This window comes from Streptomyces rubrogriseus (assembly GCF_027947575.1).
In the GTDB taxonomy this organism is placed as follows: Bacteria; Actinomycetota; Actinomycetes; order Streptomycetales; family Streptomycetaceae; genus Streptomyces; species Streptomyces rubrogriseus.
Genome location: NZ_CP116256.1, coordinates 668,151 through 691,793 on the forward strand (window position 1 = coordinate 668,151; position 23,643 = coordinate 691,793).

The 23,643-nt window shown below is 71.4% G+C and carries 18 protein-coding genes and 1 pseudogene; 13 read left to right on the top strand and 6 right to left on the bottom strand.

Translation table 11 applies throughout. From position 1 onward, the window contains the following. Positions 1-58: 58 nt before the first annotated feature. Entirely contained in the window at positions 59-439 is a 381-nt protein-coding gene (locus Sru02f_RS02920; RefSeq protein ID WP_109034733.1) for an SsgA family sporulation/cell division regulator, read from the top strand. A 15-nt stretch (positions 440-454) separates the two neighbouring features. Here the strand turns inward: Sru02f_RS02920 and Sru02f_RS02925 are convergent, their stop codons facing one another. From Sru02f_RS02925 to Sru02f_RS02940, 4 genes are all read right to left on the bottom strand, one after another. Next, positions 455-2,116, bottom strand: a complete 1,662-nt coding sequence (locus tag Sru02f_RS02925) for a penicillin-binding transpeptidase domain-containing protein (protein WP_174855194.1) — start codon at positions 2,114-2,116, stop codon at positions 455-457. Positions 2,117-2,251: 135 nt separating this feature from the next. Next, the gene (locus tag Sru02f_RS02930; protein ID WP_109034731.1) at positions 2,252-3,877 is read right to left on the bottom strand and encodes a penicillin-binding transpeptidase domain-containing protein; all 1,626 of its coding nucleotides are present in this window, start codon (positions 3,875-3,877) and stop codon (positions 2,252-2,254) included. Between the two features lie 212 nt (positions 3,878-4,089). Further along, a complete protein-coding gene (locus tag Sru02f_RS02935) occupies positions 4,090-4,620 on the bottom strand; it encodes an SHOCT domain-containing protein (RefSeq protein WP_159107566.1) in 531 nt (176 codons plus the stop codon). Between the two features lie 120 nt (positions 4,621-4,740). Further along, a complete protein-coding gene (locus tag Sru02f_RS02940; RefSeq protein WP_167469767.1) occupies positions 4,741-6,486 on the bottom strand; it encodes a dolichyl-phosphate-mannose--protein mannosyltransferase in 1,746 nt (581 codons plus the stop codon). A gap of 108 nt (positions 6,487-6,594) precedes the next feature. Here Sru02f_RS02940 and rsmI point away from each other — a divergent pair, with 108 nt between their 5' ends. The 10 genes and pseudogenes from rsmI to Sru02f_RS02990 all read left to right on the top strand — a co-directional run bounded on the left by rsmI (position 6,595) and on the right by Sru02f_RS02990 (position 18,984). After that, positions 6,595-7,467, top strand: coding sequence for a 16S rRNA (cytidine(1402)-2'-O)-methyltransferase (rsmI, locus tag Sru02f_RS02945; protein WP_109034725.1), 873 nt, complete (start codon positions 6,595-6,597; stop codon positions 7,465-7,467). A 144-nt stretch (positions 7,468-7,611) separates the two neighbouring features. Next, positions 7,612-8,049: a hypothetical protein gene (locus Sru02f_RS02950; protein ID WP_109034723.1), complete on the top strand. Its 438-nt coding sequence runs from the start codon at positions 7,612-7,614 to the stop codon at positions 8,047-8,049. A 39-nt stretch (positions 8,050-8,088) separates the two neighbouring features. Further along, positions 8,089-8,979 (top strand): TatD family hydrolase, encoded by an 891-nt coding sequence (locus Sru02f_RS02955; protein ID WP_109034721.1) that lies wholly within the window; start codon positions 8,089-8,091, stop codon positions 8,977-8,979. An 87-nt stretch (positions 8,980-9,066) separates the two neighbouring features. Beyond that, positions 9,067-10,423 (top strand): annotated as a pseudogene (rpfB, locus tag Sru02f_RS02960) (resuscitation-promoting factor protein RpfB). A gap of 62 nt (positions 10,424-10,485) precedes the next feature. Continuing rightward, on the top strand, positions 10,486-11,346 hold the full coding sequence (gene rsmA / locus Sru02f_RS02965; protein WP_003975667.1) for a 16S rRNA (adenine(1518)-N(6)/adenine(1519)-N(6))-dimethyltransferase RsmA: 861 nt from the start codon (positions 10,486-10,488) through the stop codon (positions 11,344-11,346). A 14-nt stretch (positions 11,347-11,360) separates the two neighbouring features. Continuing rightward, positions 11,361-12,260, top strand: a complete 900-nt coding sequence (locus Sru02f_RS02970) for a 4-(cytidine 5'-diphospho)-2-C-methyl-D-erythritol kinase (protein ID WP_109034719.1) — start codon at positions 11,361-11,363, stop codon at positions 12,258-12,260. Positions 12,261-12,317: 57 nt separating this feature from the next. Next, positions 12,318-14,132, top strand: coding sequence for an ABC-F family ATP-binding cassette domain-containing protein (locus Sru02f_RS02975; protein WP_109034717.1), 1,815 nt, complete (start codon positions 12,318-12,320; stop codon positions 14,130-14,132). A gap of 260 nt (positions 14,133-14,392) precedes the next feature. Continuing rightward, positions 14,393-16,177: an outer membrane protein assembly factor BamB family protein gene (locus Sru02f_RS02980; RefSeq protein WP_109034715.1), complete on the top strand. Its 1,785-nt coding sequence runs from the start codon at positions 14,393-14,395 to the stop codon at positions 16,175-16,177. A 428-nt stretch (positions 16,178-16,605) separates the two neighbouring features. Beyond that, on the top strand, positions 16,606-18,093 hold the full coding sequence (locus Sru02f_RS02985) for an outer membrane protein assembly factor BamB family protein (protein WP_373103378.1): 1,488 nt from the start codon (positions 16,606-16,608) through the stop codon (positions 18,091-18,093). Positions 18,094-18,309: 216 nt separating this feature from the next. After that, positions 18,310-18,984: a helix-turn-helix transcriptional regulator gene (locus Sru02f_RS02990; RefSeq protein ID WP_109034711.1), complete on the top strand. Its 675-nt coding sequence runs from the start codon at positions 18,310-18,312 to the stop codon at positions 18,982-18,984. 395 nt (positions 18,985-19,379) lie between these two features. On the opposite strand, the gene Sru02f_RS02995 is transcribed toward Sru02f_RS02990, so the two are convergent. Together Sru02f_RS02995 and Sru02f_RS03000 are read right to left on the bottom strand one after the other, a co-directional pair. Further along, the gene (locus Sru02f_RS02995) at positions 19,380-19,688 is read right to left on the bottom strand and encodes a hypothetical protein (RefSeq protein WP_109034709.1); all 309 of its coding nucleotides are present in this window, start codon (positions 19,686-19,688) and stop codon (positions 19,380-19,382) included. 21 nt (positions 19,689-19,709) lie between these two features. After that, positions 19,710-21,398, bottom strand: a complete 1,689-nt coding sequence (locus Sru02f_RS03000; protein ID WP_109034706.1) for a sodium:solute symporter family protein — start codon at positions 21,396-21,398, stop codon at positions 19,710-19,712. 201 nt (positions 21,399-21,599) lie between these two features. On the opposite strand from Sru02f_RS03000, the gene galT reads away from it, so the two are divergent. Both galT and galE read left to right on the top strand, forming a co-directional pair. Beyond that, positions 21,600-22,661, top strand: coding sequence for a galactose-1-phosphate uridylyltransferase (gene galT, locus Sru02f_RS03005; RefSeq protein WP_109034704.1), 1,062 nt, complete (start codon positions 21,600-21,602; stop codon positions 22,659-22,661). Beyond that, on the top strand, positions 22,658-23,626 hold the full coding sequence (gene galE, locus Sru02f_RS03010; protein ID WP_109034702.1) for a UDP-glucose 4-epimerase GalE: 969 nt from the start codon (positions 22,658-22,660) through the stop codon (positions 23,624-23,626). Before galT ends, galE begins: the two co-directional genes overlap by 4 nt. Positions 23,627-23,643 lie beyond the last annotated feature (17 nt).

A 23,643-nucleotide genomic window follows, 5' to 3' on the forward strand; every position in this document is an offset into this window, starting at 1 on the left:
TGGAGTGGGGGTGGACCCACAGCTTCAACACAGGTGGCAGAGCGTAAGGGGCGACCCCATGTCCGTAGTCGAACAGTACGCACGAGCCCACATCCTCACGGACGGGGACCTCCCCGACCAGGACGACGGCGGAGCGATACCCGTCGTCCTGCGCTACGACCCCGAACTCGACCCCTCGAAGGTGTGCGTCGCGCTGCCCGGGCGGGGCGGCCGTGCGGCCCGCTCCCGCGAGTGGACCTTCTCCCGCGAACTGCTGGAACAGGGCCTGCGCGCGCCCGCCGGGAGCGGCGAGGTGCGGGTGTGGCCGTGCGGCCGGGTGCAGGCCGTGGTCGAGTTCCACTCCCCGCAGGGCTGTTCGGTGGTCCAGTTCGAGAACAAGGCCCTCATCCGCTTCCTGCGCCGCACCTACGCGGCGACCGCGCAGCCGGTGGCCCACTGAGCCGCGTGCCGGGGGTCAGCCGCCCGCCTTGAGCAGCGCCGCGACGATCGGGCCCGCCGTGTCGCCGCCGTGCCCGCCCTGCTGGACCACGCCCGCCGCCGCCAGGTCGCCCCGGTACGCCGTGAACCAGCCGTTGGGCTTCTCCTGCCCGTCGACCTCCGCCGAGCCGGTCTTGGCGCCCACGTCCCCGTTCACCCCGGCCATGGCCTCCGCCGCGGTGCCGTACGCCGCCGTGTAGGACATCAGCTCGCGCAGCGCGCCGAGCGTCTCGCCCGACATCGTGCGGGAGGCCGTGGCGAGCGCCCGTCCGTCGACCGACGGGGCGACCAGGTACGGCTGGTGGAAGGAGCCCGACTTCACGGTCGCCGACACCGACGCCATGTTCAGCGGGTTCATCCGCACCCCGCCCTGGCCGATGAGGGAGGCGGCCATCTGGGCCTTGCTCTGCACCGGCACCCGGCCGTCGAAGGTGGACACGCCGACCGACCAGTTGTTCATGGACAGACCGAAGACCTCCTTGGCCTGCCTGGTCAGGTCGTCGTCCTTCAGCTCGGGGGCCTGGCTGATGAAGGCGGTGTTGCAGGACCGGGCGAAGCTCGCCTTGAAGGTGCCGTCCTTGATCTCGAACTCGTCGTCGTTCTGGAACTTCCACCCGCCGTAGCTGAAGTACTTCGGGCACGGGTGCTTCTCGTTCACCGACGCCAGGTCCCTCTCGAGCAGCATCGAGGCGGTGACGACCTTCATCGTGGAGCCGGGCGCGAGTGAGCCCAGGAAAGCGGTGTTGAAGCCGTGCCCGCCGTTGGCGACCGCGAGGACCTCGCCGGTGGAGGCGCGCAGCAGCACTACCGACGCCCCCTTCCTGCCGTCCACCTGCTTCTCGGCGGCGGCCTGGAGGGCGGGGTCGAGCGTGGTCTTCAGCGTGCCGGGCGTGCCCTTGCTCAGCTCCAGCAGCGTCTTGTCGGCGACTTCGCCGGCGCCGGACTCCTTCGACCCCTTGCCGTCCTTGCCGTCGCCGGCCGACTCGCCGCGCACCACGCGCAGTTCGACGCCGGGGGTGCCGCCGGACTTCTTGCCGTACTTGTCGCGCAGCCCGTCCAGGACGGTGCCGAGGGACGGGTACTTCGCGGCGGTGATCTCCGCGCCGCTGCGGTCCAGCGCCTTGACCGGCGGATCCCCGGCCTTCCCGGTGACCAGCTTGTCCCCGTCCCGCAACTCCGGGTGCACGACGGCCGCGTGCCAGTCGACGCGGGGCTCGCCGTCCCCCTCCCGGCGGACGACGGTCAGCGCGCTGTCGTACGCCAGCGGCTCGGCCGCCTTCTCGTAGGCGACGGTGGCCTTGACGGAGAAGGGGACCTTCTCCCCGGCCGGGGTGCCCGCGGTGAAGGTGGCGTCCTTGATGCGGGCGTCCTTGGCGTAGCCGGTGAGCAGCGCCTTCGCGGCCTCGGCGTCGTCGGTCGCGGCGGCCGCACCGGCCACGTCGCCCTGCTGCCAGGCGGTCAGGAACCGCTGGGCGGTGGAGGTGACCTCGGCCGCCGTCAGCGGGCCCGACTTCACCTTCTCCGCGGCCGCCGCGGACTTCGTGCGCGCGTTGTCGTCGCCGGTCTCGCCGCCGCCGTACATCGCGTAGGCACCGAACCCGGCACCGGCCACGACCACCGCGGCCACACTGCCGATCACGGCGGGTTTCGTCCTGCGCCGCCCGGCGGCGGCGCCCCTTCTGCTGCCCACTGTGTCCCGTTCTCTAGTGCGTTCGGTGCCGGATGCTGCTTACGACGGCGACCACAGTAGGGGCATCACGGCCGCCGGTCCGGGTCAGCCGCCGACTCGTAGCACATCTGCGACGATCGGCCCGGCCGCGTCGCCGCCGTGACCGCCCTCCTGGGCCATGGCCGCCGCCGCGACGTCGTTGCGGTACCCGGTGAACCAACTGTCGGAGGTGGCCCGTCCGTCGACCTCGGCCGAGCCGGTCTTGGCGCCGATGTCGCCGCCGAGTCCGGACATGGCGTTGACGGCGGTGCCCTGGGTGGCGGTGAGCCTCATCATCTGCTTGAGCTGGGAGGCGGTGCCCTGCGGCAGCCCCTTGGCGGTGGCCGGCTCCCGGTCGTCCAGGTCGAACGGGACCAGGTACGGCTGGCGGAACTCGCCGGTGATGGCGGTCGCGGTGACCGAGGCCATGTTCAGCGGGTTCATCTGGACCTGGCCCTGCCCGATGGCGTTGGCCGCGCGGTCCGGGCCGCCGGAGGCGGGAACGCTCCCGTCGAAGGAGACGATGCCGGTCTGCCAGTTGTCCTGCCCGAGCCCGAAGCGCTCCTGGGCCTCCTCGGTCAACGAGGAGTCGGTGAGCGGCTTCTCGTCGACGAGCTTGATGAAGCCGGTGTTGCAGGAGCGCATGAAGGTGTTGGCGAGCGTGGCGCTCTCGTTGGGCTGCATGCCGGTCAGGTTCTTGAAGGTCTGGCTCTGCCAGGTCGCCGTGTCGGGGCAGGGCGCCGGGCCGTTCATCGAGGTCACGCCGTTGTCGATGAGCATGGCCGCGGTGATGATCTTCATGGTGGAGCCAGGGGCGACCCGCCCCTGGAAGGCCGCGTTGAAGCCGTCGCGGCGGTTGTTGGCCACCGCCAGCACTTCACCGGTGCTCGGCTTCACGGCGACCACGGAGGACTCTCCGTACCGCTTCACCGCCTTCTCGGCGGCGGCCTGCACGCTCGCGCTGAGCGTCGTCTCGAGTTTCCCGGGCTTGCCCTCGGTCAGCGTCAGCAGCGGGGTGTCCGGCGTGCTCGCCACCGTGTGCCGGACCGCCAGCTCGACGCCGGGGGTACCGCCCGCCTGCGAGCCGTACCGTTCCCGCAGCGTGGCGAGGACCGGCCCGAGCGAGGGGTACTTCTCCTTGGTCAGCACGGTGCCGTTGCGCCCGACGGCCTGGATCTGCGGGGTCGCCGACTCCGTGGTGACCAGGGTGTCCCCGTCCTTCAGGTCCGGGTGGACGACGGACGGCTTCCAGTCCACCAGCGCCCGCCCGCTGGTCTCCCCGCGCACCACGGTCAGCGTGCTCCGGTAGCTGAGCGGCTTCGTCGTCCCCTCGTAGGACACCTTCGCCTTCACCGTGAACGGCACGGAGGTGCCGGCCGCCGTGCCCGGCGTGATCTCGACGCCGCCGATGTGCGCGTCCTCGCCGTAGGCGGTCAGCAGCGTCCCGGCGATCGAGGCGTTGTTGGTGTACGAGGCGGCGGTCGTCGCGTCGCCCTTCTCCCAGGCCGTGAAGAACTTCTCGCTGGTCTCCGCGACTTCGTCCTTGTCCGGCGGCCCGCTCTTGGCCTCCGACCCGGACGACCCGCCGCCCCCGTCCAGCGCCGACACCACGTTGTAGGCGCCGTACCCGGCACCGCCCACCATCACGGCGAACACGCCGCCTATGACGGCGACCTTCACCCCCCTGCCCACGGCAGTCCCCTCCCCGTCAGACCTTCCGCCCGCCTTCTTGAACGCGTTCAGAAGTAGTTGTAGGTGCACTCTATGCGCAGGGGGTGACCAGCGGTACGGGTGTTTCCGTTTGGTGGCCTAAAGGAGACCGGGGCGGGGTGCCGGCGGGATCGGCATGGTCGATCTCACGGGCCGGCCCGGCCAATCCGGGCCAGGAGCCGTCTCCTTGTGTGTCACATGCGGGCGAGGATCTCGGTCTTCTTGGTCAGGAACTCTTCCTCCGACAGGATCCCCGCGTCTCGCAGCTCCGCCAGTTGCCGCAACTGCTCGACAGGCGTACTCGCCTGCCGCGAGGGGGCCGCCTCCCGAACCGGGTGAGCGGTGGCGGAAGGGGCCTGACCGGGTGCGGGAACCTTTCCGAGTACCAAGTCGGTGAGGAGCGCCTTGACGGCGGGAGCCGAGTCGTGCGGGACCCGGAAGCCGATCGTGTTGCCCGAAGCCACCACGACCACCTTGGTGTAGAGCAGGCCGTCCCGCTTCGTCACCACGCTGGAGATGCTCTTGACCGGAATCATCTCGGTGCCTGCCTTGGAGCTACGGACCCCCGTGGCGAGGAGCGATGCGCCACCGGTCAGGAAGCCCGCCGTGAGCTTCTTGGCGCTCATGCCGCCCCGGGCCCACTCGACCCGGTCGTGATAGATGGTCACGTCGGCGTTCTTGCCTTCGATGTGGCTCTTGAAGGTCATCAGTGCGTCACTGGACATGAAGGTGCTCCTGGGGTCAGTACGGCGTGGTACATGCCGCGTACAACCAGACACGCATCTGTAGGTGAAAGTTGTACGAAAACTGGCGGCCATTCGGCCCACGCCGACGTGTCTGCCCAGCTAGACCCACGTATCGAGCCACATCCGGGCCCGCCACTCCTCCATCGGGATCGCCGTGCCCGTGTACAGGGGCCAGAAGTAGATGAAGTTCCACGCGATGAGGAGCACCAGGACGCCCGCTCCCGTCGCGCCCGCCACTCTGCGGGTGTCGGTGCAGCCCGGGCGGCCGATGATCGCCCCCAGGAGCATGGCCACCGCCAGGCACAGGAACGGCAGGAAGACGACCGCGTAGAAGAGGAAGATCGTGCGCTCCTGGTACATGAACCAGGGGAGGTAGCCGGCCGCCACGCCGCAGGCGATGGCGCCCGCGCGCCAGTCGCGCCGGAAGAGCCAGCGCCACAGGACGTACAGCAGGGCGAAGCAGCCCACCCACCACAGGAGGGGGGTGCCCAGGGCCAGGACCTCGCGGGCGCACTTCTCGCCCGCGTCCACCGGGCAGCCGTCCGAGCCCGCCGACGGGGACTCGTAGAAGTAGGAGACCGGGCGGCCCAGGACGATCCAGCTCCAGGGGTTCGACTGGTAGGTGTGCGGCGAGGTCAGGTGGGTGTGGAACTCCAGCACCTGGGTCTCGTAGTGCCACAGGCTGCGCCACCAGTCGGGGAAGAGCCACGACCAGGAGCTGTCCGCGCCGTCCTTCGTGGCCCAGTCGCGGTAGTAGCCGCCGGTGCCGTCGGAGGGCGAGAGGATCCAGCCGAGCCACGACAGGAGGTAGGTGGCCAGGGCGACCGGGACGGTGGAGAGGAAGGCCCGGCCAAGGTCGTGGCGGAGTACGGCGCGGTAGGGGCGGTGGGCGCCCGCGACGCGGCGGGAGCCGACGTCCCACAGCACCGCCATCACGCAGAAGGCCGCCATGATGTAGAGGCCGTTCCACTTGGTGGCCGCCGCCAGGCCCAGCATCAGGCCCGCCGCCAGGCGCCAGGGGCGCCACCCGAGGCGGAGGGTCTCCGCGACGTGCGCGTCGGGGCGGACGCGGCCGTCCTCGTCCACCGGGAGTGCGGCGGCGAGTCTCGACCGGGCCTTGTCGCGGTCGACGACGAGGCAGCCGAAGGCGGCCAGCACGAAGAACATCAGCACGCTGTCCAGCAGCGCGGTGCGGCTCATCACGAAGTGCAGGCCGTCCAGCGCCATCAGGGCGCCCGCCAGGCACCCCAGGAACGTGGAGCGGAACAGGCGGCGGCCGATCCGGCACAGCAGCAGCACCGAGAGCGTGCCGAGCAGCGCCGTCATGAAGCGCCAGCCGAACGGGTCGAAGCCGAACAGAAGTTCGCCGAGGCCGATGACGTACTTGCCGACCGGCGGGTGGACGACGTACGCCGCGTCGGTAGGGATCGGGACGTCGCCGCCCGAGTTCAGGATGAGGTCGTTGGCGTTCTTGTCCCAGTTGACCTCGAAGCCGCGGTGGATCAGCGCCCACGCGTCCTTGGCGTAGTACGTCTCGTCGAATATCACCGCCTTCGGGCTGCCCAGGTTCCAGAACCGCAGCACCCCCGCGAGCAGCGCCACCAGCAGCGGCCCGCCCCACGCCGACCAGCGGATCATCCGGTCGGTGAGCGGCTTCGACAACCCCAGGAACGCCCACAGGCGGGGGCTCGGGCTCGTGTACGGCGGCACCAGCCGGTCGCGGACGTCGCCGGTCGCGGGCCCCGCCGGGTAGCCGAAGCGGCGCAGCCGCTGCTGCCAGGTGGGCCGCTCGTCGTGCGGGGCCTGGTCGTGCAGGGTGTCCGTGGAGGACGCGGTACTGGTCACCGCGCCATCGTAGGGAACCGCGCTGTGCACGTCCCGTGCATGGCCCTCCCGGGTGCGGATACGTTCCCTTCCGGGAGGACCGGCCGGGAGGGCTGGGAGGATGGGGACGTGACTGGAACCCTTGTACTCGCGGGCACCCCCATCGGCGACGTCCAGGACGCCCCGCCCCGGCTCGCCGCGGAACTGGCCGGCGCGGACGTCGTCGCCGCCGAGGACACCCGGCGGCTGCGCAGGCTCACCCAGGCGCTCGGCGTCGCCCCCGCGGGGCGTGTCGTGTCGTACTTCGAGGGCAACGAGTCCGCCCGTACGCCCGAGCTGGTGGAGGAGCTGGCCGGGGGAGCGCGGGTGCTGCTGGTCACCGACGCCGGGATGCCGTCGGTGTCCGACCCCGGGTACCGGCTGGTCGCCGCCGCCGTCGAGCGCGGCGTGCGCGTCACCGCCGTACCCGGGCCGTCTGCCGTGCTGACCGCGCTGGCCCTGTCGGGGCTGCCCGTCGACCGGTTCTGCTTCGAGGGCTTCCTGCCCCGCAAGGCCGGCGAGCGGCTGACCCGGCTGCGCGAGGTCGCCGGGGAGCGCCGGACCCTCGTCTACTTCGAGGCCCCGCACCGCCTCGACGACACCCTCGCCGCCATGGCCGAGGTCTTCGGCACCGACCGGCGGGCCGCGGTCTGCCGGGAGCTGACCAAGACGTACGAGGAGGTCAGGCGCGGAGGGCTGGGTGAGCTGGCCGCGTGGGCCGGTGAAGGGGTGCGGGGCGAGATCACCGTCGTCGTCGAGGGGGCGCCGGACAAGGGGCCCGAGGAGGTCGGCGCCGAGGAGCTGGTGCGCCGGGTGCGGGTGCGCGAGGAGGCGGGGGAGCGGCGCAAGGAGGCGATCGCCGCGGTCGCCGCCCAGGTGGGGGTGCCCAAGCGGGAGGTGTTCGACGCGGTGGTGGCGGCGAAGAACGCGGAGAAGAACCCCGGGAACCGAGGGCATCCATAGGGCCACCCTTGACCCGTCCCTGACCTTGCGGTCGTTCCTGCCAAGGACAGCTCAAATCGGCTAAAACACTCGGCAGCGCCTGGTGCTTTCCCGCTGGTGGAGGAGTCCACTGGAGGAAGGAGCGGAACGAACCAAGGAGCCGGGATGAGCATGAGTGAGAGCGCCGTGCGGACCGGAGTACGTGCAGGTGCCACCGCCGTCGTCCACGAGTCGTACTCGTTCGCCTGCATGCGCTGCGGGCACGGCTGGGAGCAGTCGTTCGAGATCGAGCACCACACGGACGCCGACGGCCGCGAGTTCGTGCTCTACGTCGCGGACGGCCGGGTCGTGCCCTCCCCGCTGACCCGGCCGACCTGCGCCACCTGCGACAGCCACGTCGTACGGATCCTGCGCCCGGGCCGGGTGGCCTCGGTGCGCGGCGCCACCCACACCGTCCACCGGGTGCCGCCGGCCGGCCCGCTCGAGGTGCCGCTGGTGCCCGAGGCGCCGGGGCCGGGAGCACCGGGACTGTCCGGCGGACGCCGGCACTGGCACCTGGCCGACCTCCTGCACGCCTTCCACCTCCACCGCAGGGCGAGCTGACCCCACCGGGGCGCGCGGGACCTTTCGTAGGATCGGGGCATGCCTTCGAACGCCTCCGGCCGGTCCGACAAGGACGGCGCGCCCCCGCTCCCCGAGCCCCTCCGGGTCCCGGTCGCCGACTCGCACACCCACCTCGACATGCAGTCCGGCACGGTCGAGGAGGCACTCGCCAAGGCCGCGTCGGTCGGTGTCACGACCGTCGTCCAGGTCGGCTGCGACCTCGCGGGGTCCCGCTGGGCCGCCGAGACCGCGGCGGCGCACGACGCCGTCCACGCCACCGTCGCCCTGCACCCGAACGAGGCGCCGCGCATCGTGCACGGGGACCCCGACGGCTGGTCCCGGCAGGGCGCGCGCGAGCCCGGCGGTGACGCGGCCCTCGACGACGCCCTCGCGGAGATCGACCGGCTCGCCGCCCTCCCGCAGGTCAAGGGCGTCGGCGAGACGGGTCTCGACTACTTCCGCACCGGCCCGGAGGGCAAGGAAGCCCAGGAGCGGTCCTTCCGCGCCCACATCGAGATCGCCAAGCGGCACGGCAAGACCCTGGTCATCCACGACCGCGACGCCCACACCGACGTCCTGCGCGTCCTGAAGGAGGAGGGCGCCCCCGAGCGCACCGTCTTCCACTGCTACTCCGGGGACGCCGAGATGGCCGGGATCTGCGCCCGCGCCGGGTACTACATGTCCTTCGCCGGCAACGTCACCTTCAAGAACGCCCAGAACCTGCGCGACGCCCTCGCCGTGGCCCCGCCGGAGCTGGTCCTGGTGGAGACCGACGCGCCGTTCCTGACGCCGGCGCCCTACCGGGGGCGGCCGAACGCCCCCTACCTGGTGCCGGTCACGGTGCGTGCCATGGCCGACGTACGGGGCGTCGGCGAGGACACCCTGGCGACCGCCCTCGCCGCGAACACGGCCCGCGCCTTCGGCTACTGACACGCTGAGTAGTCGCGTCGCTTGGGAGAGTGACCGGCCCTCCGCTAGGTTCTGGGGGCCCGATCGGGACCCCTGGAGCGTGTGGGCGTGAGCAGAACGCAGTTCGAGCCGGCAGAGACGTACACGGCGTACACGGCGTACGAGGCGTACGAGGTATACGAGACGCACGAGACGTACGAGACGTACGAGCGCCCCGCACCGTACGACCTGCACAGCGCGCCGACCCTGCCGTACGGCGACACGTACCCGTCCGCGCCGCCGCCCGTCCACGAGCCGACCGCGCCCGCGCTGCCCCGGCAGAGCGACGGGCGGGCCGAGCGCCGGCTGCCGGGCGCGGGGCGCGGGGCGCGCGGACGCCTCCCTGCGCCGGCTGGTGCCGCGGGCGCTGGTGGTGGCCTTCCTCGCGGGCGGCACCACCGCGTTCGTCGCCAAGGACAAGGCCGTCGAGCTGACCGTCGACGGCAGCCCGCGCACGCTGCACACCTTCGCCGACGACGTGACCGGACTGCTCGCCGAGGAAGGCGTCCAGGTGGGCCCCCACGACGTGATCGCACCCGCCCCCGGTACCCCGCTGACCAGCGGCGAGGACGTCACCGTCCACCACGGGAGGCCCGTGCTGCTCACCCTCGACGGCCACCGTCGCCAGGTGTGGACGACCGCGGGGACGGTGGCGGGGGCGCTGCGGCAGTTCGGGGTGCGCACGCAGGGCGCGTACCTGTCCACCGGGCCCTCCCGGCGCATCGGCCGCGAGGGCCTCGCCCTGGTGGTGCGCACCGAGCGGGTGGTGACCGTCATGGCGGACGGCCGGACCCGCACCGTCCGCACCAACGCCGCGACCGTGGGGGAGGTCGTCGAGGAGGCCGGCATCACCCTGCGCGGCGAGGACACCACGTCCGTCCCCGCGACCGGCTTCCCGCGCGACGGGCAGACCGTCACGGTGCTGCGGATCACCGGGTCCCAGGAGGTCCGCGAGGACCCGATCCCCTTCGACGAGCGACGGGCCGAGGACGCCTCCCTCTTCCGGGGCACCGAGGTCGTCCAGGAGGCGGGCCGGCCCGGGCTGCGCCGCACCACGTACGCCCTGCGCACCGTCAACGGCGTCCGGCAGAAGCCGCGCCGCCTGCGCACCGAGGTGGTCCGCGAGCCCAGCCCGCGCATCGTGCGGGTCGGCACCCGGCCCCGGCCGACCTCCGTCCACGGCGCCGACCACCTGAACTGGCAGGGCCTGGCCGCCTGCGAGTCCGGCGGCCGCGCGGACGCCGTCGACCCGTCCGGGACCTACGGCGGGCTCTACCAGTTCGACTCCGCCACCTGGCACGGCCTCGGCGGCGCGGGCCGCCCCGAGGACGCCTCGGCGGCGGAGCAGACGTACCGGGCGCAGAAGCTCTACGTGCGCAGCGGCGCCGACGCCTGGCCGCACTGCGGCGCCCGGCTGCGGGACTGAGGTCCGACCGGGGCGCCCGGCTGCGGGCGTGGGGCCCACGCGCCCCCGGCTACCCTTGCGGGGTGAGCAGCCCCACCCCCGACGCCCTCCTGGGTCCCGCCGACGTCCGCGAACTCGCGGCGGCCCTCGGCGTACGCCCCACCAAGCAGCGCGGCCAGAACTTCGTCATCGACGCCAACACGGTCCGCCGTATCGTCCGCACCGCCGAGGTACGCCCCGACGACGTGGTGGTCGAGGTGGGACCGGGTCTCGGCTCGCTCACCCTGGCCCTGCTGGAGGCCGCCGACCGGGTCACCGCCGTCGAGATCGACGACGTGCTCGCCGGTGCCCTGCCCGCCACCGTCGCCGCCCGCATGCCGGCGCGCGCCGACCGGTTCGCGCTCGTGCACTCCGACGCGATGCACGTGCGAGAGCTGCCCGGCCCCGCACCGACCGCCCTGGTCGCGAACCTCCCCTACAACGTCGCCGTTCCCGTCCTCCTCCACATGCTCGACACCTTCCCGGGCATCGAGCGCACCCTCGTCATGGTGCAGGCCGAGGTCGCCGACCGGCTGGCCGCCGGACCCGGCTCGAAGGTGTACGGCGTGCCGTCCGTGAAGGCCAACTGGTACGCGGAGGTCAAGCGGGCCGGGTCCATCGGCCGCAACGTCTTCTGGCCCGCGCCCAACGTCGACAGCGGGCTCGTGTCACTCGTCCGGCGCAGCGAACCGCTGAGGACCACCGCGTCCAAGGCCGAGGTCTTCGCCGTCGTCGACGCCGCCTTCGCCCAGCGCCGCAAGACCCTGCGGGCCGCGCTCGCCGGGTGGGCCGGATCGGCCGCCGCCGCCGAGGCCGCGCTCGTCGGCGCGGGCGTGTCGCCGCAGGCGCGCGGAGAGGCGCTGACCGTGGAAGAGTTCGCGCGTATCGCCGAGCACAAGGTGTAGGGAGTGACGAGCAAGTGAGCGTGACGGTCCGCGTTCCCGCCAAGGTCAACGTCCAGCTCGCGGTCGGCGCCGCCCGCCCCGACGGCTTCCACGACCTGGCCAACGTCTTCCTCGCCGTCTCCCTGTACGACGAGATCACCGCCACCCCGGCCGCCGACGGGCTCCGCGTCACCTGCGAGGGGCCCGACGCCGGCCAGGTCCCCCTGGACCGCACCAACCTCGCGGCGCGCGCGGCCGAGGCGCTGGCCGCGCGGTACGGCCGCGCACCCGACGTCCACCTCCACATCGCCAAGGACATCCCCGTCGCCGGCGGCATGGCGGGGGGCAGCGCCGACGGCGCGGGCGCGCTGCTCGCCTGCGACGCCCTGTGGGGCACCGGCGCCGGTCGCGAGGAGCTGCTCGAGATCTGCGCCGGGCTGGGCAGCGACGTGCCGTTCAGCCTGGTCGGCGGGGCGGCGCTGGGCACCGGGCGGGGGGAACGGCTGGCGGAGCTGGAGGTGGGGGGCGACTTCCACTGGGTGTTCGCGCTGGCCGCGCGGGGACTGTCGACGCCGGCCGTCTTCCGCGAGTTCGACCGGCTGGGCGAGGGCCTGGACATTCCCGAGCCGGTCGCCGACCAGGCGGTGCTCGACGCGCTGGCCAAGGGCGACGCCGCGGCGCTCGCCGTCGCCGTCTCCAACGACCTCCAGCCCGCCGCGCTCTCCCTCTTCCCCGAGCTGTCCGACACCCTCGCCGCGGGACGGGCGGCCGGAGCGCTGGCGGCCCTGGTCTCGGGCTCCGGGCCGACGACGGCGTTCCTCGCGACCGACGCCAGATCCGCCTCCGACATCGCGGGGGTGCTGCGGGCCTCGGGGACCTGCCGGGACGTGCGTACGGCGGTGGGGGCGGCGGCGGGGGCCACGGTCCTGGACTGAGGCCCACGGCGGCCGGACTACCCTGGAGGGTCGAGCGATCCCCCAGGCAGGAGAGAAATGGCCGTCAATCTGGTCAATGTCGAGAACGTCAGCAAGGTGTACGGCACCCGTGCACTCCTCGACGGCGTGTCCCTCGGCGTCTCCGAGGGCGACCGCATCGGTGTCGTCGGGCGCAACGGCGACGGCAAGACGACCATGATCCGGATGCTGGCCAGGCTGGAGGAGCCCGACACCGGGCGGGTCACCCACTCCGGCGGGCTGCGGCTCGGTGTGCTCACCCAGCACGACTCCCTCGACCCCGCCGCCACCGTCCGGCACGAGGTCATCGGCGACATGGCCGACCACGAGTGGGCGGGCAACGCCAAGGTCCGGGACGTGCTGACCGGGCTGTTCGGCGGGCTCGACATGCCGGGGTTCCCGCAGGGGCTCGACACCGTGATCGGTCCGCTCTCCGGTGGTGAGCGGCGCCGGATCGCGCTGGCCAAGCTTCTCATCGAGGAGCAGGACCTGGTCGTCCTCGACGAGCCCACCAACCACCTCGACGTCGAGGGCATCGCCTGGCTCGCCCGGCATCTGCGCGAGCGGCGCTCCGCGCTCGTCTGCGTCACCCACGACCGGTGGTTCCTCGACCAGGTCTGCACCCGCATGTGGGACGTGCAGCGCGGTGACGTCTACGAGTACGAGGGCGGTTACTCCGACTACGTCTTCGCCCGTGCCGAGCGCGAGCGCATCGCCGCCACCGAGGAGACCAAGCGGCAGAACCTGGTCCGCAAGGAGCTGGCCTGGCTGCGGCGCGGGGCGCCCGCCCGCACCTCCAAGCCCCGCTTCCGCGTCGAGGCCGCCAACGAGCTGATCGCCGACGTGCCGCCGCCCCGCGACAGCAGCGAGCTGATGAAGTTCGCCTCGTCCCGGCTCGGCAAGACCGTGTTCGACCTGGAGGACGTCACCGTCCAGGCCGGTCCCAAGGTGCTGCTCAAGCACGTCACCTGGCAGCTCGGCCCCGGCGACCGCATCGGCCTGGTCGGTGTCAACGGCGCCGGCAAGACCTCCCTGCTGCGGGCCATGGCCGAGGCCGCCCGCAGCGAGGGCGAGCGGCAGCCGGCGGGCGGGCAGGTGAAGGTCGGCAGGACCGTCAAGCTGGCGTACCTGTCGCAGGAGGTCGCCGAGCTGGACCCGGACTGGCGGGTGCTGGAGGCCGTACAGCGCGTCCGCGAGCGCGTCGACCTCGGCAAGGGCCGCGAGATGACCGCGGGGCAGCTGTGCGAGACCTTCGGCTTCGGCAAGGAGAAGCAGTGGACGCCGGTCGGCGACCTGTCCGGCGGTGAGCGGCGGCGGCTCCAGCTGCTGCGGCTGCTCATGGACGAGCCCAACGTCCTCTTCCTCGACGAGCCCACCAACGACCTCGACATCGAGACCCTGACCCAGCTGGAGGACGTCCTCGACGGCTGGCCCGGCTCGATGATCGTCATCTCCCACGACCGGTTCTTCGTCGAGCGCACCACCGACCGGGTCTTCGCCCTGCTCGGCGACGGCGCGCTGCGCATGCTGCCGCGCGGCATCGACGAGTACCTGGAGCGGCGCAGGCGCATGGAGGAGGCCGCCACCTCGAGCGCTCCGGCCGTGGCGGCCAAGCCCGCCGCCGCCGTGCCCGAGAAGAGCGCCGCCGACGTGCGCGCCGCCAAGAAGGAGCTCCAGAAGATCGAGCGGCAGCTGGACAAGGTCTCCGAGAAGGAGACCAAGCTGCACGCCCGAATCGCCGAGAACGCCACGGACTTCGCGAAGGTGGCCGAACTGGACGCCGAGCTGCGCGAGCTGACGGGGCAGCGCGACGAGCTGGAACTGCGCTGGCTGGAACTGGCCGAGGACGCCTGAGCGACCGCGTGCGCCGGGCGCGCGGGTGATGTAAAGGGCGCGTGAAGGCGCGTAACAGAGGCATCACGGGCCGGTCCTCCCTTGGGAACAGGGGCGGACGCGGCCCGGTGGGCGGTTGGGCGCGGGTGATAGAAAGGCCGTCCGAGGACTGTCCCAGGGCGGTCCGAGGCTTGAGGAACGATCGCCGTAGACGACTCCGGGGCCAGCGCGTGACCCGGGGCGTGGCTAAAAATCAGTGAGTAATAAGGGGGAACGCGCTGATGAGCCAGCCGCCGAATCAGCCGCCGCAGCCGGGTGGCTTCGGAGCACCACAGGACCCGCCGCCGGGAGGTTTCGGGGCACCGACCCCGCCGCCCCCGCAGGGCCCGCCGCCGCAGCAGCCGGGCTACGGCTATCCGCAGCAGCCGGGCCAGCCCGGTCAGCCGGCCCAGCCGGGGCCGTACGGCCAGCAGCCCGGGCCGTACAACTCCGGCCCGTACGCCGCCCAGCCGCAGCAGCCGGGACCGTACGGCCAGCAGCCCGGCTACGGCTATCCGCAACAGCAGTACCCCGGCGCTCCCGGCGCCCCCGGTATGCCGCCGCCCGGTGGCCCCGGGTCCCGCAACCCCTTCAAGGGCAAGCCCGCCCTCGCCATCGGCGCGGCCGCCCTGGCCCTGCTCGTCATCGGCGGCGGCGTGTGGGCGGTCACCGCGAGCGGCGGTGACGACGAGAAGGACAAGAAGCCCGTCGTCGCCAAGACCGACGACCCCAAGCCCTCCGGCTCCAAGGGCGGCGCCCCGGTCAACCCCGGTGACGGCAGCGGCGACGGCGGCGAGGACCCCGAGGACCTCAACGAGGGCCGCCAGGCCGGCGAGTCCAAGGTGCTCTGGTACAAGGAGGCGCCCGACGCCCCCGGTTCCGGCGCCGACGCCAACGGCATGTGGATCACCGGCAAGGCAGCGGTGAAGGCGGCGTACAAGCAGGTCTTCGCCTACAACGTCGGCGACGGCAAGCCCACCTGGGACCCGATCGCCTTCCCGGAGAAGATCTGCGCGGTCACCCCGGAGAAGACGGCCGACGACAAGATCGTCGTCGCCTACATGAGCGGCTCCAGCGACCGCGCCAAGTGCAACAAGCTCCAGGAGATCGACCTCGCCACCGGCCAGAAGGGCTGGTCCGAGGAGGTCGCCGACGGCGACCTGTTCGACTCCACGCTCTCCCTCGAACTCTCGCTCAGCGGCAACACCATGATGGTCGGCCGCTCCCAGTCGGGCACCGCCTACGACGTCAAGAGCGGCAAGAAGCTGTACGAGAAGAAGAAGTACGGCGACGCCTGCTTCCCCGCCGGGTTCGCGGGCAGCGCGAACAAGCTCGTCCAGGTCGCCTCCTGCGGCGCCGGCGGCAACAACGCGCACGACGAGCTCCAGGGCCTCGACCCGAAGACCGGCAAGGTCCTGTGGACCTACAAGTACGAGAAGGGCTGGCGGATCGCCCGCGCCTACTCCGTCGACCCGCTGGTCGTCTACGCCACCAACGAGGACAAGAAGGTCTGGAACATCTCCAGCTTCACCTCCGGCGGCAAGGTCCAGGAACAGGTCGGCGTCGACGAGGACTTCGCCCCCGAGTGCGGCTGGGCCATCCTCGAACGCGACCTCCAGGGCTGCACGGGCGTGGCCGTCGCCGCGGGCACGCTCTACCTGCCGACCGAGGCGACCAGCGGCGCCAACGAGATCGTCGCGATCGACCTCGCCACCGGCAAGGAGAAGTGGCGCACCAAGTCCCCCGCGGACGAGTCGATGATGCCGCTGAAGGTCGAGGGCGACCAGCTCATCGCGTACGTCCAGCCGTCCTACGACGCGGGCGGTCAGATTGTGTCCATCCCGACCGGGGGCGGCAGCCACCAGCCCGCCAAGCTGCTGCAGAACCCGCAGGGCGTCGCGGACATCGAGAACAGCTTCTACTCCAAGGACATCGACTGGGTCGACGGGCGGTTCTTCATCTCCAGCACCCGCCTGACCGGGAACGACGAGTCGAAGGAGAAGTTGATGCTCGCCTACGGCAAGTGACCTCTTCTTCCTCCGCCTTCTCCGCCCTTTCTTCTGCCGTCGTCGTTTCGCGGCTCGTTCCGTCTCCGTCGTCTCCGCTCTCCGAGGTACTCACGCCATGACCCAGCCGCCTCCCCCGCCGCCCCACCAGCCCCCGCAGGGGGGCGGGTTCGGCCCGCCGCAGAACCAGCCGCCGCAGCCGCCCGCGCCGCAGACCCCGCCGCAGGCGCCCGCGGCTCCGGCCACCCCTGCCGGCGGGGCCGCCGCCGCAGCAGCCGGGGTACGGGTATCCGCAGACGCCGCCGCAGCCCCAGCCGGCCCAGCCGGGGTACGGGTATCCGGGGCAGCCCGGTCAGCCCGGTCAGCCCGGGGCGTATGGGCAGCCGACGCCGGTTTACGGGCAGCCCGGCCAGCCCGGTTACGGCTATCCGCAGCCGGCCACCATGCCCATGCAGCCGCAGGCCGCGGGAGGGGGCCGGAAGATCAACGCGCAGGTCGCGATCATCGTGTCCGCCGTCGTCGCGATCGCCCTGATCATCGGCGGCGGGGTCTGGTACGCCGGTTCCTCCGACGACGGGGGCAAGGACGACACCGCCGGCTCCAGTGGCGGTACGGGCGGCGACGGCGGTACGGACCAGAAGGGCGGCGACGGCGGCAAGGCCTCCGGCGCCGAGGAGAAGGCGCCCTCCGACCCGGCCGCCAAGGTGCTCTTCCAGGTCCCGATGCCCGCGGTGAGCAAGGAGGACGACAGCGTCGTCGTCTCCGGCTCGTGGCTCACCGACAAGGTGTACGCCAAGAGCGGCATCGCCGAGGTCAACGGGTACGACCCGGCCAAGGGCAGCAAGAAGTGGACGATCAAGCTGGACGGCCCCGTGTGCGCCGTCACCCGGCACGTCACCGACGACGACAAGACGGTGATCATCCACCAGCCCGCCATGCCGACCAAGGCCGAGCCCTCGCACGGCTGCACCCAGGTCGCGGTCCTCGACCTGGACGCCGGGAAGAAGGTGTGGACGAAGTCGGCCGGCGAGGGACCGATCTCCTTCGACAACGTCACGATCAGCGGTGACACCGTCGCCGCGGGCAGCAGCGACGGCGGCGTCGCCTTCGACATCGCCAAGGGCGACATCCTCTGGTCCCCGAAGACGACCGACACCTGCTACGACGCGGGCTACGGCGGCGGCGAGAAGCTGGTCGCGGTACGCAAGTGCGGCTCGTACGACGCCCGCCAGCTGAACATCCAGACCATCGACCCCAAGAGCGGGAAGGTGATCACCGAGTACAAGATGGCCAAGGGCATCGAGTACGCGGGCGTCGTGTCGACGAACCCGCTGGTCGTGGCCGCCGACGTCGGTGACTCCGCCGGGGACGGCAGCGGCATCTCGGACTTCTTCTCCATCGACAACAAGACCGGCAAGCTGCTCACCCGCATCTCGGCACCCGGCGACCAGTTCGCGGCCCGCTGCGACAGCATCACCAAGACCGAGAGCTGCAACGGGCTCGCGGCCGGCAACGGCAAGCTGTACATCGCGACCGAGGAGCACGAGAGCGGCGGCGAGTCGTACAGCCGGGTCAACGAGGTCGTCGCCTTCGACCTGACCACCGGGAAGCAGACCGGTCAGCGCGCGGACTCGGGCGAGGAGTACACGATCACCCCGCTGCGCATGGACGGCGGCAACGTGATCGCCTACAAGCGCCCGCCGTACGACAAGGGCGGCCAGGTCGTGAGCATCGACGGAGCGACGTTCAAGCAGACCACGCTGCTGGAGAACCCGGCGACGGAGGCGGTGCGGGACGTGGAGTCCAGCATGTCGCCGGACTACTCCGAGCTGATCTACTCGCAGGGGCGCCTGTTCATGTCGCAGGTGTACGCCAGCGAGCCGACGAGCGCGGACGAGAAGGAGTACCTGGCGATCGGGTTCGGCACCAGCGGGTGACGCCGTCGGTGTCCCCCGGGTGACCGTTCCGGCCCCGTCCCTGTCGCAGGGGCGGGGCCGGCCGCATTGCCGGGGATTTCGGCACTCCGGGGCGGTTCTCACCGGTAGGGGCAGCGCGAGGGCTGGCTAGCGTGTAGCTTCCGGGGGACATGCCGGGGGGTATGCCGGGGACCGGTGAACGGGCGAACGGGTGAATGGTGACTGGGGGGTTGCCGCATGGGAGTACGGCTCATGGTGGTCGACGATCACCGATTGCTCGCCGAGGCGCTGGCCTCGGCGCTGAAGCTGCGGGGGCACCGGGTGCTGGCCGCGGCGGCGCCGGCCGCGGGGGCGGCGGAGCTGGTGATCAGCCGGGCGCCGGAGGTGTGCCTGCTGGGGACGGCGACACCGGCGGAGCCGGGGAACTTCGATCCGGTGGTACGGATCAAGCGGGAGCGTCCGCAGGTGGCGGTGCTGGTGCTGGGCCCGGTGCCGAGCCCTCGCGGCATCGCGGCGGCGTTCGCGGCGGGGGCGTCGGGGTACGTGCGGCACGACGAGCGCATAGAGGGCGTCGAGCGGGCCATCATGAAGGCGCGGGCGGGGGAGGCGGCGGTGGCGCCGGCCTTGTTGCAGGGGGCGTTCGGTGAGCTGCTGAATCCCGTGGCCCAGCCCGACGACGAGGGGCAGCGGCTGTTGCAGATGCTCACGCCGCGGGAGGTGGAGGTGCTGGTGCGGGTCGCGGACGGCGAGGACACGCGGCTGATCGCGGCGGGGATGGGGATCGCTCCCTCGACGGCGCGCACGCATGTCCAGCGGGTGCTGATGAAGCTGGGCGTGGGGTCGCGGCTGGAGGCCGCGGCGTTGGCGGCGCGGACGGGGTTGCTGGACCGGGCGGGGGCCTCCGGCGGTTGAGCGGGGTGCCTGCGGCGGCCTGTGCGGGTTCGGTGGGGGTGCGCGTTGCGCGGTGTGTGCGGTGGGTGGGTCGGGGTCGCGCCGGGGGTGTCCGTCCTCGGAACGGCGCGGAATGGGTCACTTGAAGAGGCTCGGCGCGTTGACGCGCCAACCGCTGCGGGCGGACACCCCCCGACACGCCCCCTTCTCGCCGTACGCGGCTCTCCCGCCGCTCCGCCGTAGCTGCGGGCAGTCGTGCCGCTGGGGCGGCACGGGTGGGCGGTGGGGGTACCTCCCAGGCCGTTCAGGCACTGGGGGAGGCACCCCGCTACGCCGGGCCGCGTGCTCCTCGCGCCCGCACACACCCGGGGTGCCGGCCGCGCGCCGGTGTGCTCGGCGGCGTCACGGAGACACCGTCACTCCTTGCCGGCCTCCTCCAGCGGCGGCGTCGGCGGCGCCGTGGGCCTCAGCTTCAGCCAGGCCAGGAAGAAGAGCCCCAGGACCAGCATCCCGATCCCGGTCCAGAGGTTGATGTTCACCCCCTGCGCCTTGTCGATGTCGTCGTCGGACGCCACGAAGCCCGCGATCGTCACGATGACGCCGTAGATCACGAACAGCCCGCCGATGATCCGCCGGATGTCGAACAGCCGCGCGGCGGTGACGGACTTGGTCTCCAGCTCGGAGACCTCGTCCTGCAGGTTCTTGTCGGAGTAGGAATCAGACATGTTCTCTCAATCCTCCCGCGATCAGAACGAGAACGGGATGTAGCAGGCGGCGGCCAGGACGACCGCCCCCCAGCCCAGCAGCGCCGGCTTGCGGTACCACGCGTCGTCGCCCTTGGCGGGCGCCTCCGCCATGCCCGGGGAGGTGGTGCCGTACACCAGGCCCTGGAGGTCGGCGGTGGGCTTCGGCGCGGTGAACAGGGACACCGCGACCATGACCACCGCGCCGGCGACGAAGCCCGCGATCGCGGAGACGAAGTTGGCGCCCTGGTCGGAGGGGATGTCGATGATGCCCTGCTTGTAGATGACGAAGTAGTTCACCATCGCCGCGGTCGTGCCCGCGATCAGGCCCCAGAAGCCGGACTTCATCGACGCTCGCTTCCAGAACATGCCGATGATGAAGACCACGAACATCGGCACGTTGAAGAAGGAGAAGAGCGTCTGGAGGTAGCTCATGATGTTGGAGAAGGAGGAGGCCAGGAACGCCGTGCCGATGGAGGCGAGGACGCCGATCACCGTGATGAGGCGGCCGAAGCGGACGTAGTAGCCGTCCTCGCGGTCCTTCACCACGTACTTCTGCCAGATGTCGGTGGTGAAGACGGTGTTGAAGGAGGAGATGTTGGCCGCCATGCCGGCCATGAAGGCGGCCAGCAGGCCCGTCACCGCGATGCCGAGGACACCGTTGGGCAGCAGTTGCTGCATCAGGTACGGGATCGCGTCGTTGTACTGGAGGTCCGAGCCGGGGGTGCCGATCTTCGGGACCAGGACGGCGGCGACCAGGCCCGGGATCATGACGACGAAGACGATGAAGATCTTCGGGAAGGCCGCGATCAGGGGCGTGCGCTGGGCCGCCGAGAGGTTCTTCGCCGACAGGGCGCGCTGGACCTCGGCGAAGTTCGTCGTCCAGTAGCCGAAGGAGAGGACGAAGCCGAGGCCCAGGACGATGGTCAGCCAGTTGGCGCCCAGCGGGTTCTCGCTGCCGATGCCCGTGCCGCCCCACGCCGCCATGAAGTCGGAGCCGTGGGACTTGGAGAGGGAGTCGGACAGGCCGTCCCAGCCGCCGACCTTCTTCAGGCCCAGGATGGTGATCGGGATGAGGCCGGCCAGGATCACGAAGAACTGGAGGACCTCGTTGTAGATCGCCGAGGACAGGCCGCCCAGGGTGATGTACGCCAGGACGAAGAAGCCGGCCACCACGATGGCCACCCACTCCGGCCAGCCCAGCAGTGCCTCGACGACGATCGCGAGGGCGTAGAGGTTCACGCCGGCGATCAGGATGGCGGCGATGGCGAACAGGGCCGAACTGAGGAGGTGGGAGGCCTTGTCGAAGCGCAGGAGGAGGAACTCCGGGACCGAGCGGACCTTCGAGCCGTAGTAGAACGGCATCATCACCAGGCCGAGGAAGACCATCGCCGGGATGGCGCCGATCCAGTACCAGTGGGTCGTGTAGACGCCGTACTGGGCGCTGTTGGCGGCCATGCCGAGGATCTCGGTGGCACCCAGGTTGGCGGCGACGAAGGCGAGTCCGGTGACCCAGGCGGGCAGGGAACGGCCTGACAGGAAGAAGTCCAGGCTGGTCTTGACCGAACGCCGGGCGGCGAAGCCGATGCCCAGGACGACCACGAAGTAGATCCCGAGGATCGTGTAGTCGAGCCAGTTGGTGGGGAGTCGAAGCTCTGCGGCTAGGTATGTGGGGCTTGTGGGGGTTTGCATTAAGCACTCGCTTCGTTCGCGAACTGATCCGGAGCGGAACCTACGCCTCCGCGTTCAGTAATTGAACACTTTTGGTGATGAACTTTGTTTGATTGTGATGTGGCGCGGGGGTGGTGGGTTGTGATGTGTTATGTTTGATTGTGTTGGATGACTGACGGGCGTTCTGGTGACTGTCATGGGTGGGTGCAGAGGAGTGCGGCAGTGAAGAAGACCTCGACCCGGCTGGCCGACGGCCGCGAGCTGGTCTACTACGACCTGCGTGACGACACCGTGCGCGACGCCGTGGACCGCCGTCCGCTGGAGCGGACCGTCACCACGTCCGAGGTGCGTCGCGACCCGCTGCTCGGCGACTCCGTGGCCGTCGCCTCGCACCGGCAGGGGCGCACCTACCATCCGCCGGCCGACCAGTGCCCGCTGTGCCCGTCGGACGGGGAGCGGCTGAGCGAGATCCCTGACTCGGCCTATGACGTGGTGGTCTTCGAGAATCGCTTTCCCTCGCTGGCCGGTGACTCCGGGCGCTGCGAGGTCGTCTGCTTCACCTCCGACCACGACGCCTCCTTCGCCGACCTGAGCGAGGAGCAGGCCCGGCTGGTGCTGGACGCCTGGACGGACCGCACCTCCGAGCTGTCCCATCTGCCCTCCGTTGAACAGGTGTTCTGCTTCGAGAACCGGGGCGCCGAGATCGGGGTGACGCTGGGTCACCCGCACGGGCAGATCTACGCCTACCCGTTCACCACCCCCCGCACCGCCCTGATGCTCCGTTCACTCGCCGCCCACAAGGACGCGACGGGCGGGGGGAACCTGTTCGACGCCGTGCTGGAGGAGGAGCTGGCCGGTGAGCGGGTCGTCCTGGAGGGGGAACACTGGGCCGCCTTCGTGCCGTACGCGGCGCACTGGCCCTACGAGGTGCACCTCTACCCGAAGCGGCGGGTGCCCGATCTGCTCGGGCTCGACGAGGCGGCTCGCACAGAATTCCCCAAGGTCTACCTGGAGCTGCTGAGGCGCTTCGACCGGATCTTCGGCGCGGGCGAACCCCCGACCCCCTACATCGCGGCCTGGCACCAGGCGCCGTTCGGGCAGCTGGAGGAGTTCGAGGGTGTGACGCGCGACGACTTCGCGCTCCACCTGGAACTTTTCACTATCCGTCGTACGTCCGGCAAGCTGAAGTTCCTCGCGGGCTCCGAATCCGGCATGAACGTGTTCATCAACGACGTACCCCCGGAGCGCGCGGCCGAGCGACTGCGAGAGGTAGCGAGTTCATGAGCGGGAAGTACCTGGTGACAGGTGGTGCGGGATACGTCGGCAGCGTCGTCGCCCAGCACCTGGTGGAGGCGGGGCACGAGGTCGTCGTGCTCGACAATCTGTCGACCGGCTTCCGTGAGGGTGTGCCGGCGGGTGCCTCGTTCGTCGAGGGCGACATCCGCGACGCCGCCAAGTGGCTGGACGGCTCGTTCGACGGCGTGCTGCACTTCGCCGCCTTCTCCCAGGTCGGCGAGTCGGTCGTGAAGCCCGAGAAGTACTGGGACAACAACGTCGGTGGCACCATGGCGCTGCTGGAGGCCATGCGGGGCGCGGGTGTGCGGCGGCTCGTCTTCTCCTCCACGGCCGCCACGTACGGCGAGCCCGAGCAGGTTCCCATCGTCGAGTCCGCGCCGACGAAGCCCACCAACCCGTACGGCGCCTCGAAGCTGGCCGTCGACCACATGATCACCGGCGAGGCGGCGGCCCACGGGCTGGGCGCGGTCTCGCTGCGCTACTTCAACGTCGCGGGCGCGTACGGGGAGTACGGCGAGCGCCACGACCCCGAGTCGCATCTCATTCCGCTGGTCCTCCAGGTGGCGCAGGGCAGGCGGGAGGCCATCTCCGTCTACGGCGACGACTACCCGACGCCGGACGGGACCTGCGTGCGCGACTACATCCACGTCGCCGACCTCGCCGAGGCCCACCTGCTGGCCGTGGCGGCCGCCACCCCCGGCGAGCACCTCATCTGCAACCTGGGCAACGGGAACGGCTTCTCCGTCCGCGAGGTCGTCGAGACCGTGCGGCGGGTGACGGGCCACCCGATCCCCGAGGTCACGGCCCCGCGCCGGGGCGGCGACCCGGCGGTCCTGGTCGCGTCGGCCGGTACCGCCCGCGAGAAGCTGGGCTGGAACCCGTCCCGCGCGGACCTCGCGGGCATCGTGTCGGACGCGTGGGAGTTCGCGCAGCGGCGCGCGGGCCAGTACTAACCGCAGTCACCGGAAGG

Excerpts from the sequence above, each read along its gene's own strand:
- Sru02f_RS02935 (WP_159107566.1), bottom strand. The coding sequence starts at position 4,620 with ATGTCCAGTGACGCACTGATGACCTTCAAGAGCCACATCGAAGGCAAG.
- Sru02f_RS02975 (WP_109034717.1), top strand. The coding sequence starts at position 12,318 with ATGGCCGTCAATCTGGTCAATGTCGAGAACGTCAGCAAGGTGTACGGC.
- Sru02f_RS02985 (WP_373103378.1), top strand. The coding sequence starts at position 16,606 with ATGCAGCCGCAGGCCGCGGGAGGGGGCCGGAAGATCAACGCGCAGGTC.
- Sru02f_RS02995 (WP_109034709.1), bottom strand. The coding sequence starts at position 19,688 with ATGTCTGATTCCTACTCCGACAAGAACCTGCAGGACGAGGTCTCCGAG.
- Sru02f_RS03000 (WP_109034706.1), bottom strand. The coding sequence starts at position 21,398 with ATGCAAACCCCCACAAGCCCCACATACCTAGCCGCAGAGCTTCGACTC.
- Sru02f_RS02920 (WP_109034733.1), top strand. The coding sequence starts at position 59 with ATGTCCGTAGTCGAACAGTACGCACGAGCCCACATCCTCACGGACGGG.
- Sru02f_RS02990 (WP_109034711.1), top strand. The coding sequence starts at position 18,310 with ATGGGAGTACGGCTCATGGTGGTCGACGATCACCGATTGCTCGCCGAG.
- Sru02f_RS02950 (WP_109034723.1), top strand. The coding sequence starts at position 7,612 with ATGAGCATGAGTGAGAGCGCCGTGCGGACCGGAGTACGTGCAGGTGCC.
- Sru02f_RS02980 (WP_109034715.1), top strand. The coding sequence starts at position 14,393 with ATGAGCCAGCCGCCGAATCAGCCGCCGCAGCCGGGTGGCTTCGGAGCA.
- Sru02f_RS02955 (WP_109034721.1), top strand. The coding sequence starts at position 8,089 with ATGCCTTCGAACGCCTCCGGCCGGTCCGACAAGGACGGCGCGCCCCCG.
- galE (WP_109034702.1), top strand. The coding sequence starts at position 22,658 with ATGAGCGGGAAGTACCTGGTGACAGGTGGTGCGGGATACGTCGGCAGC.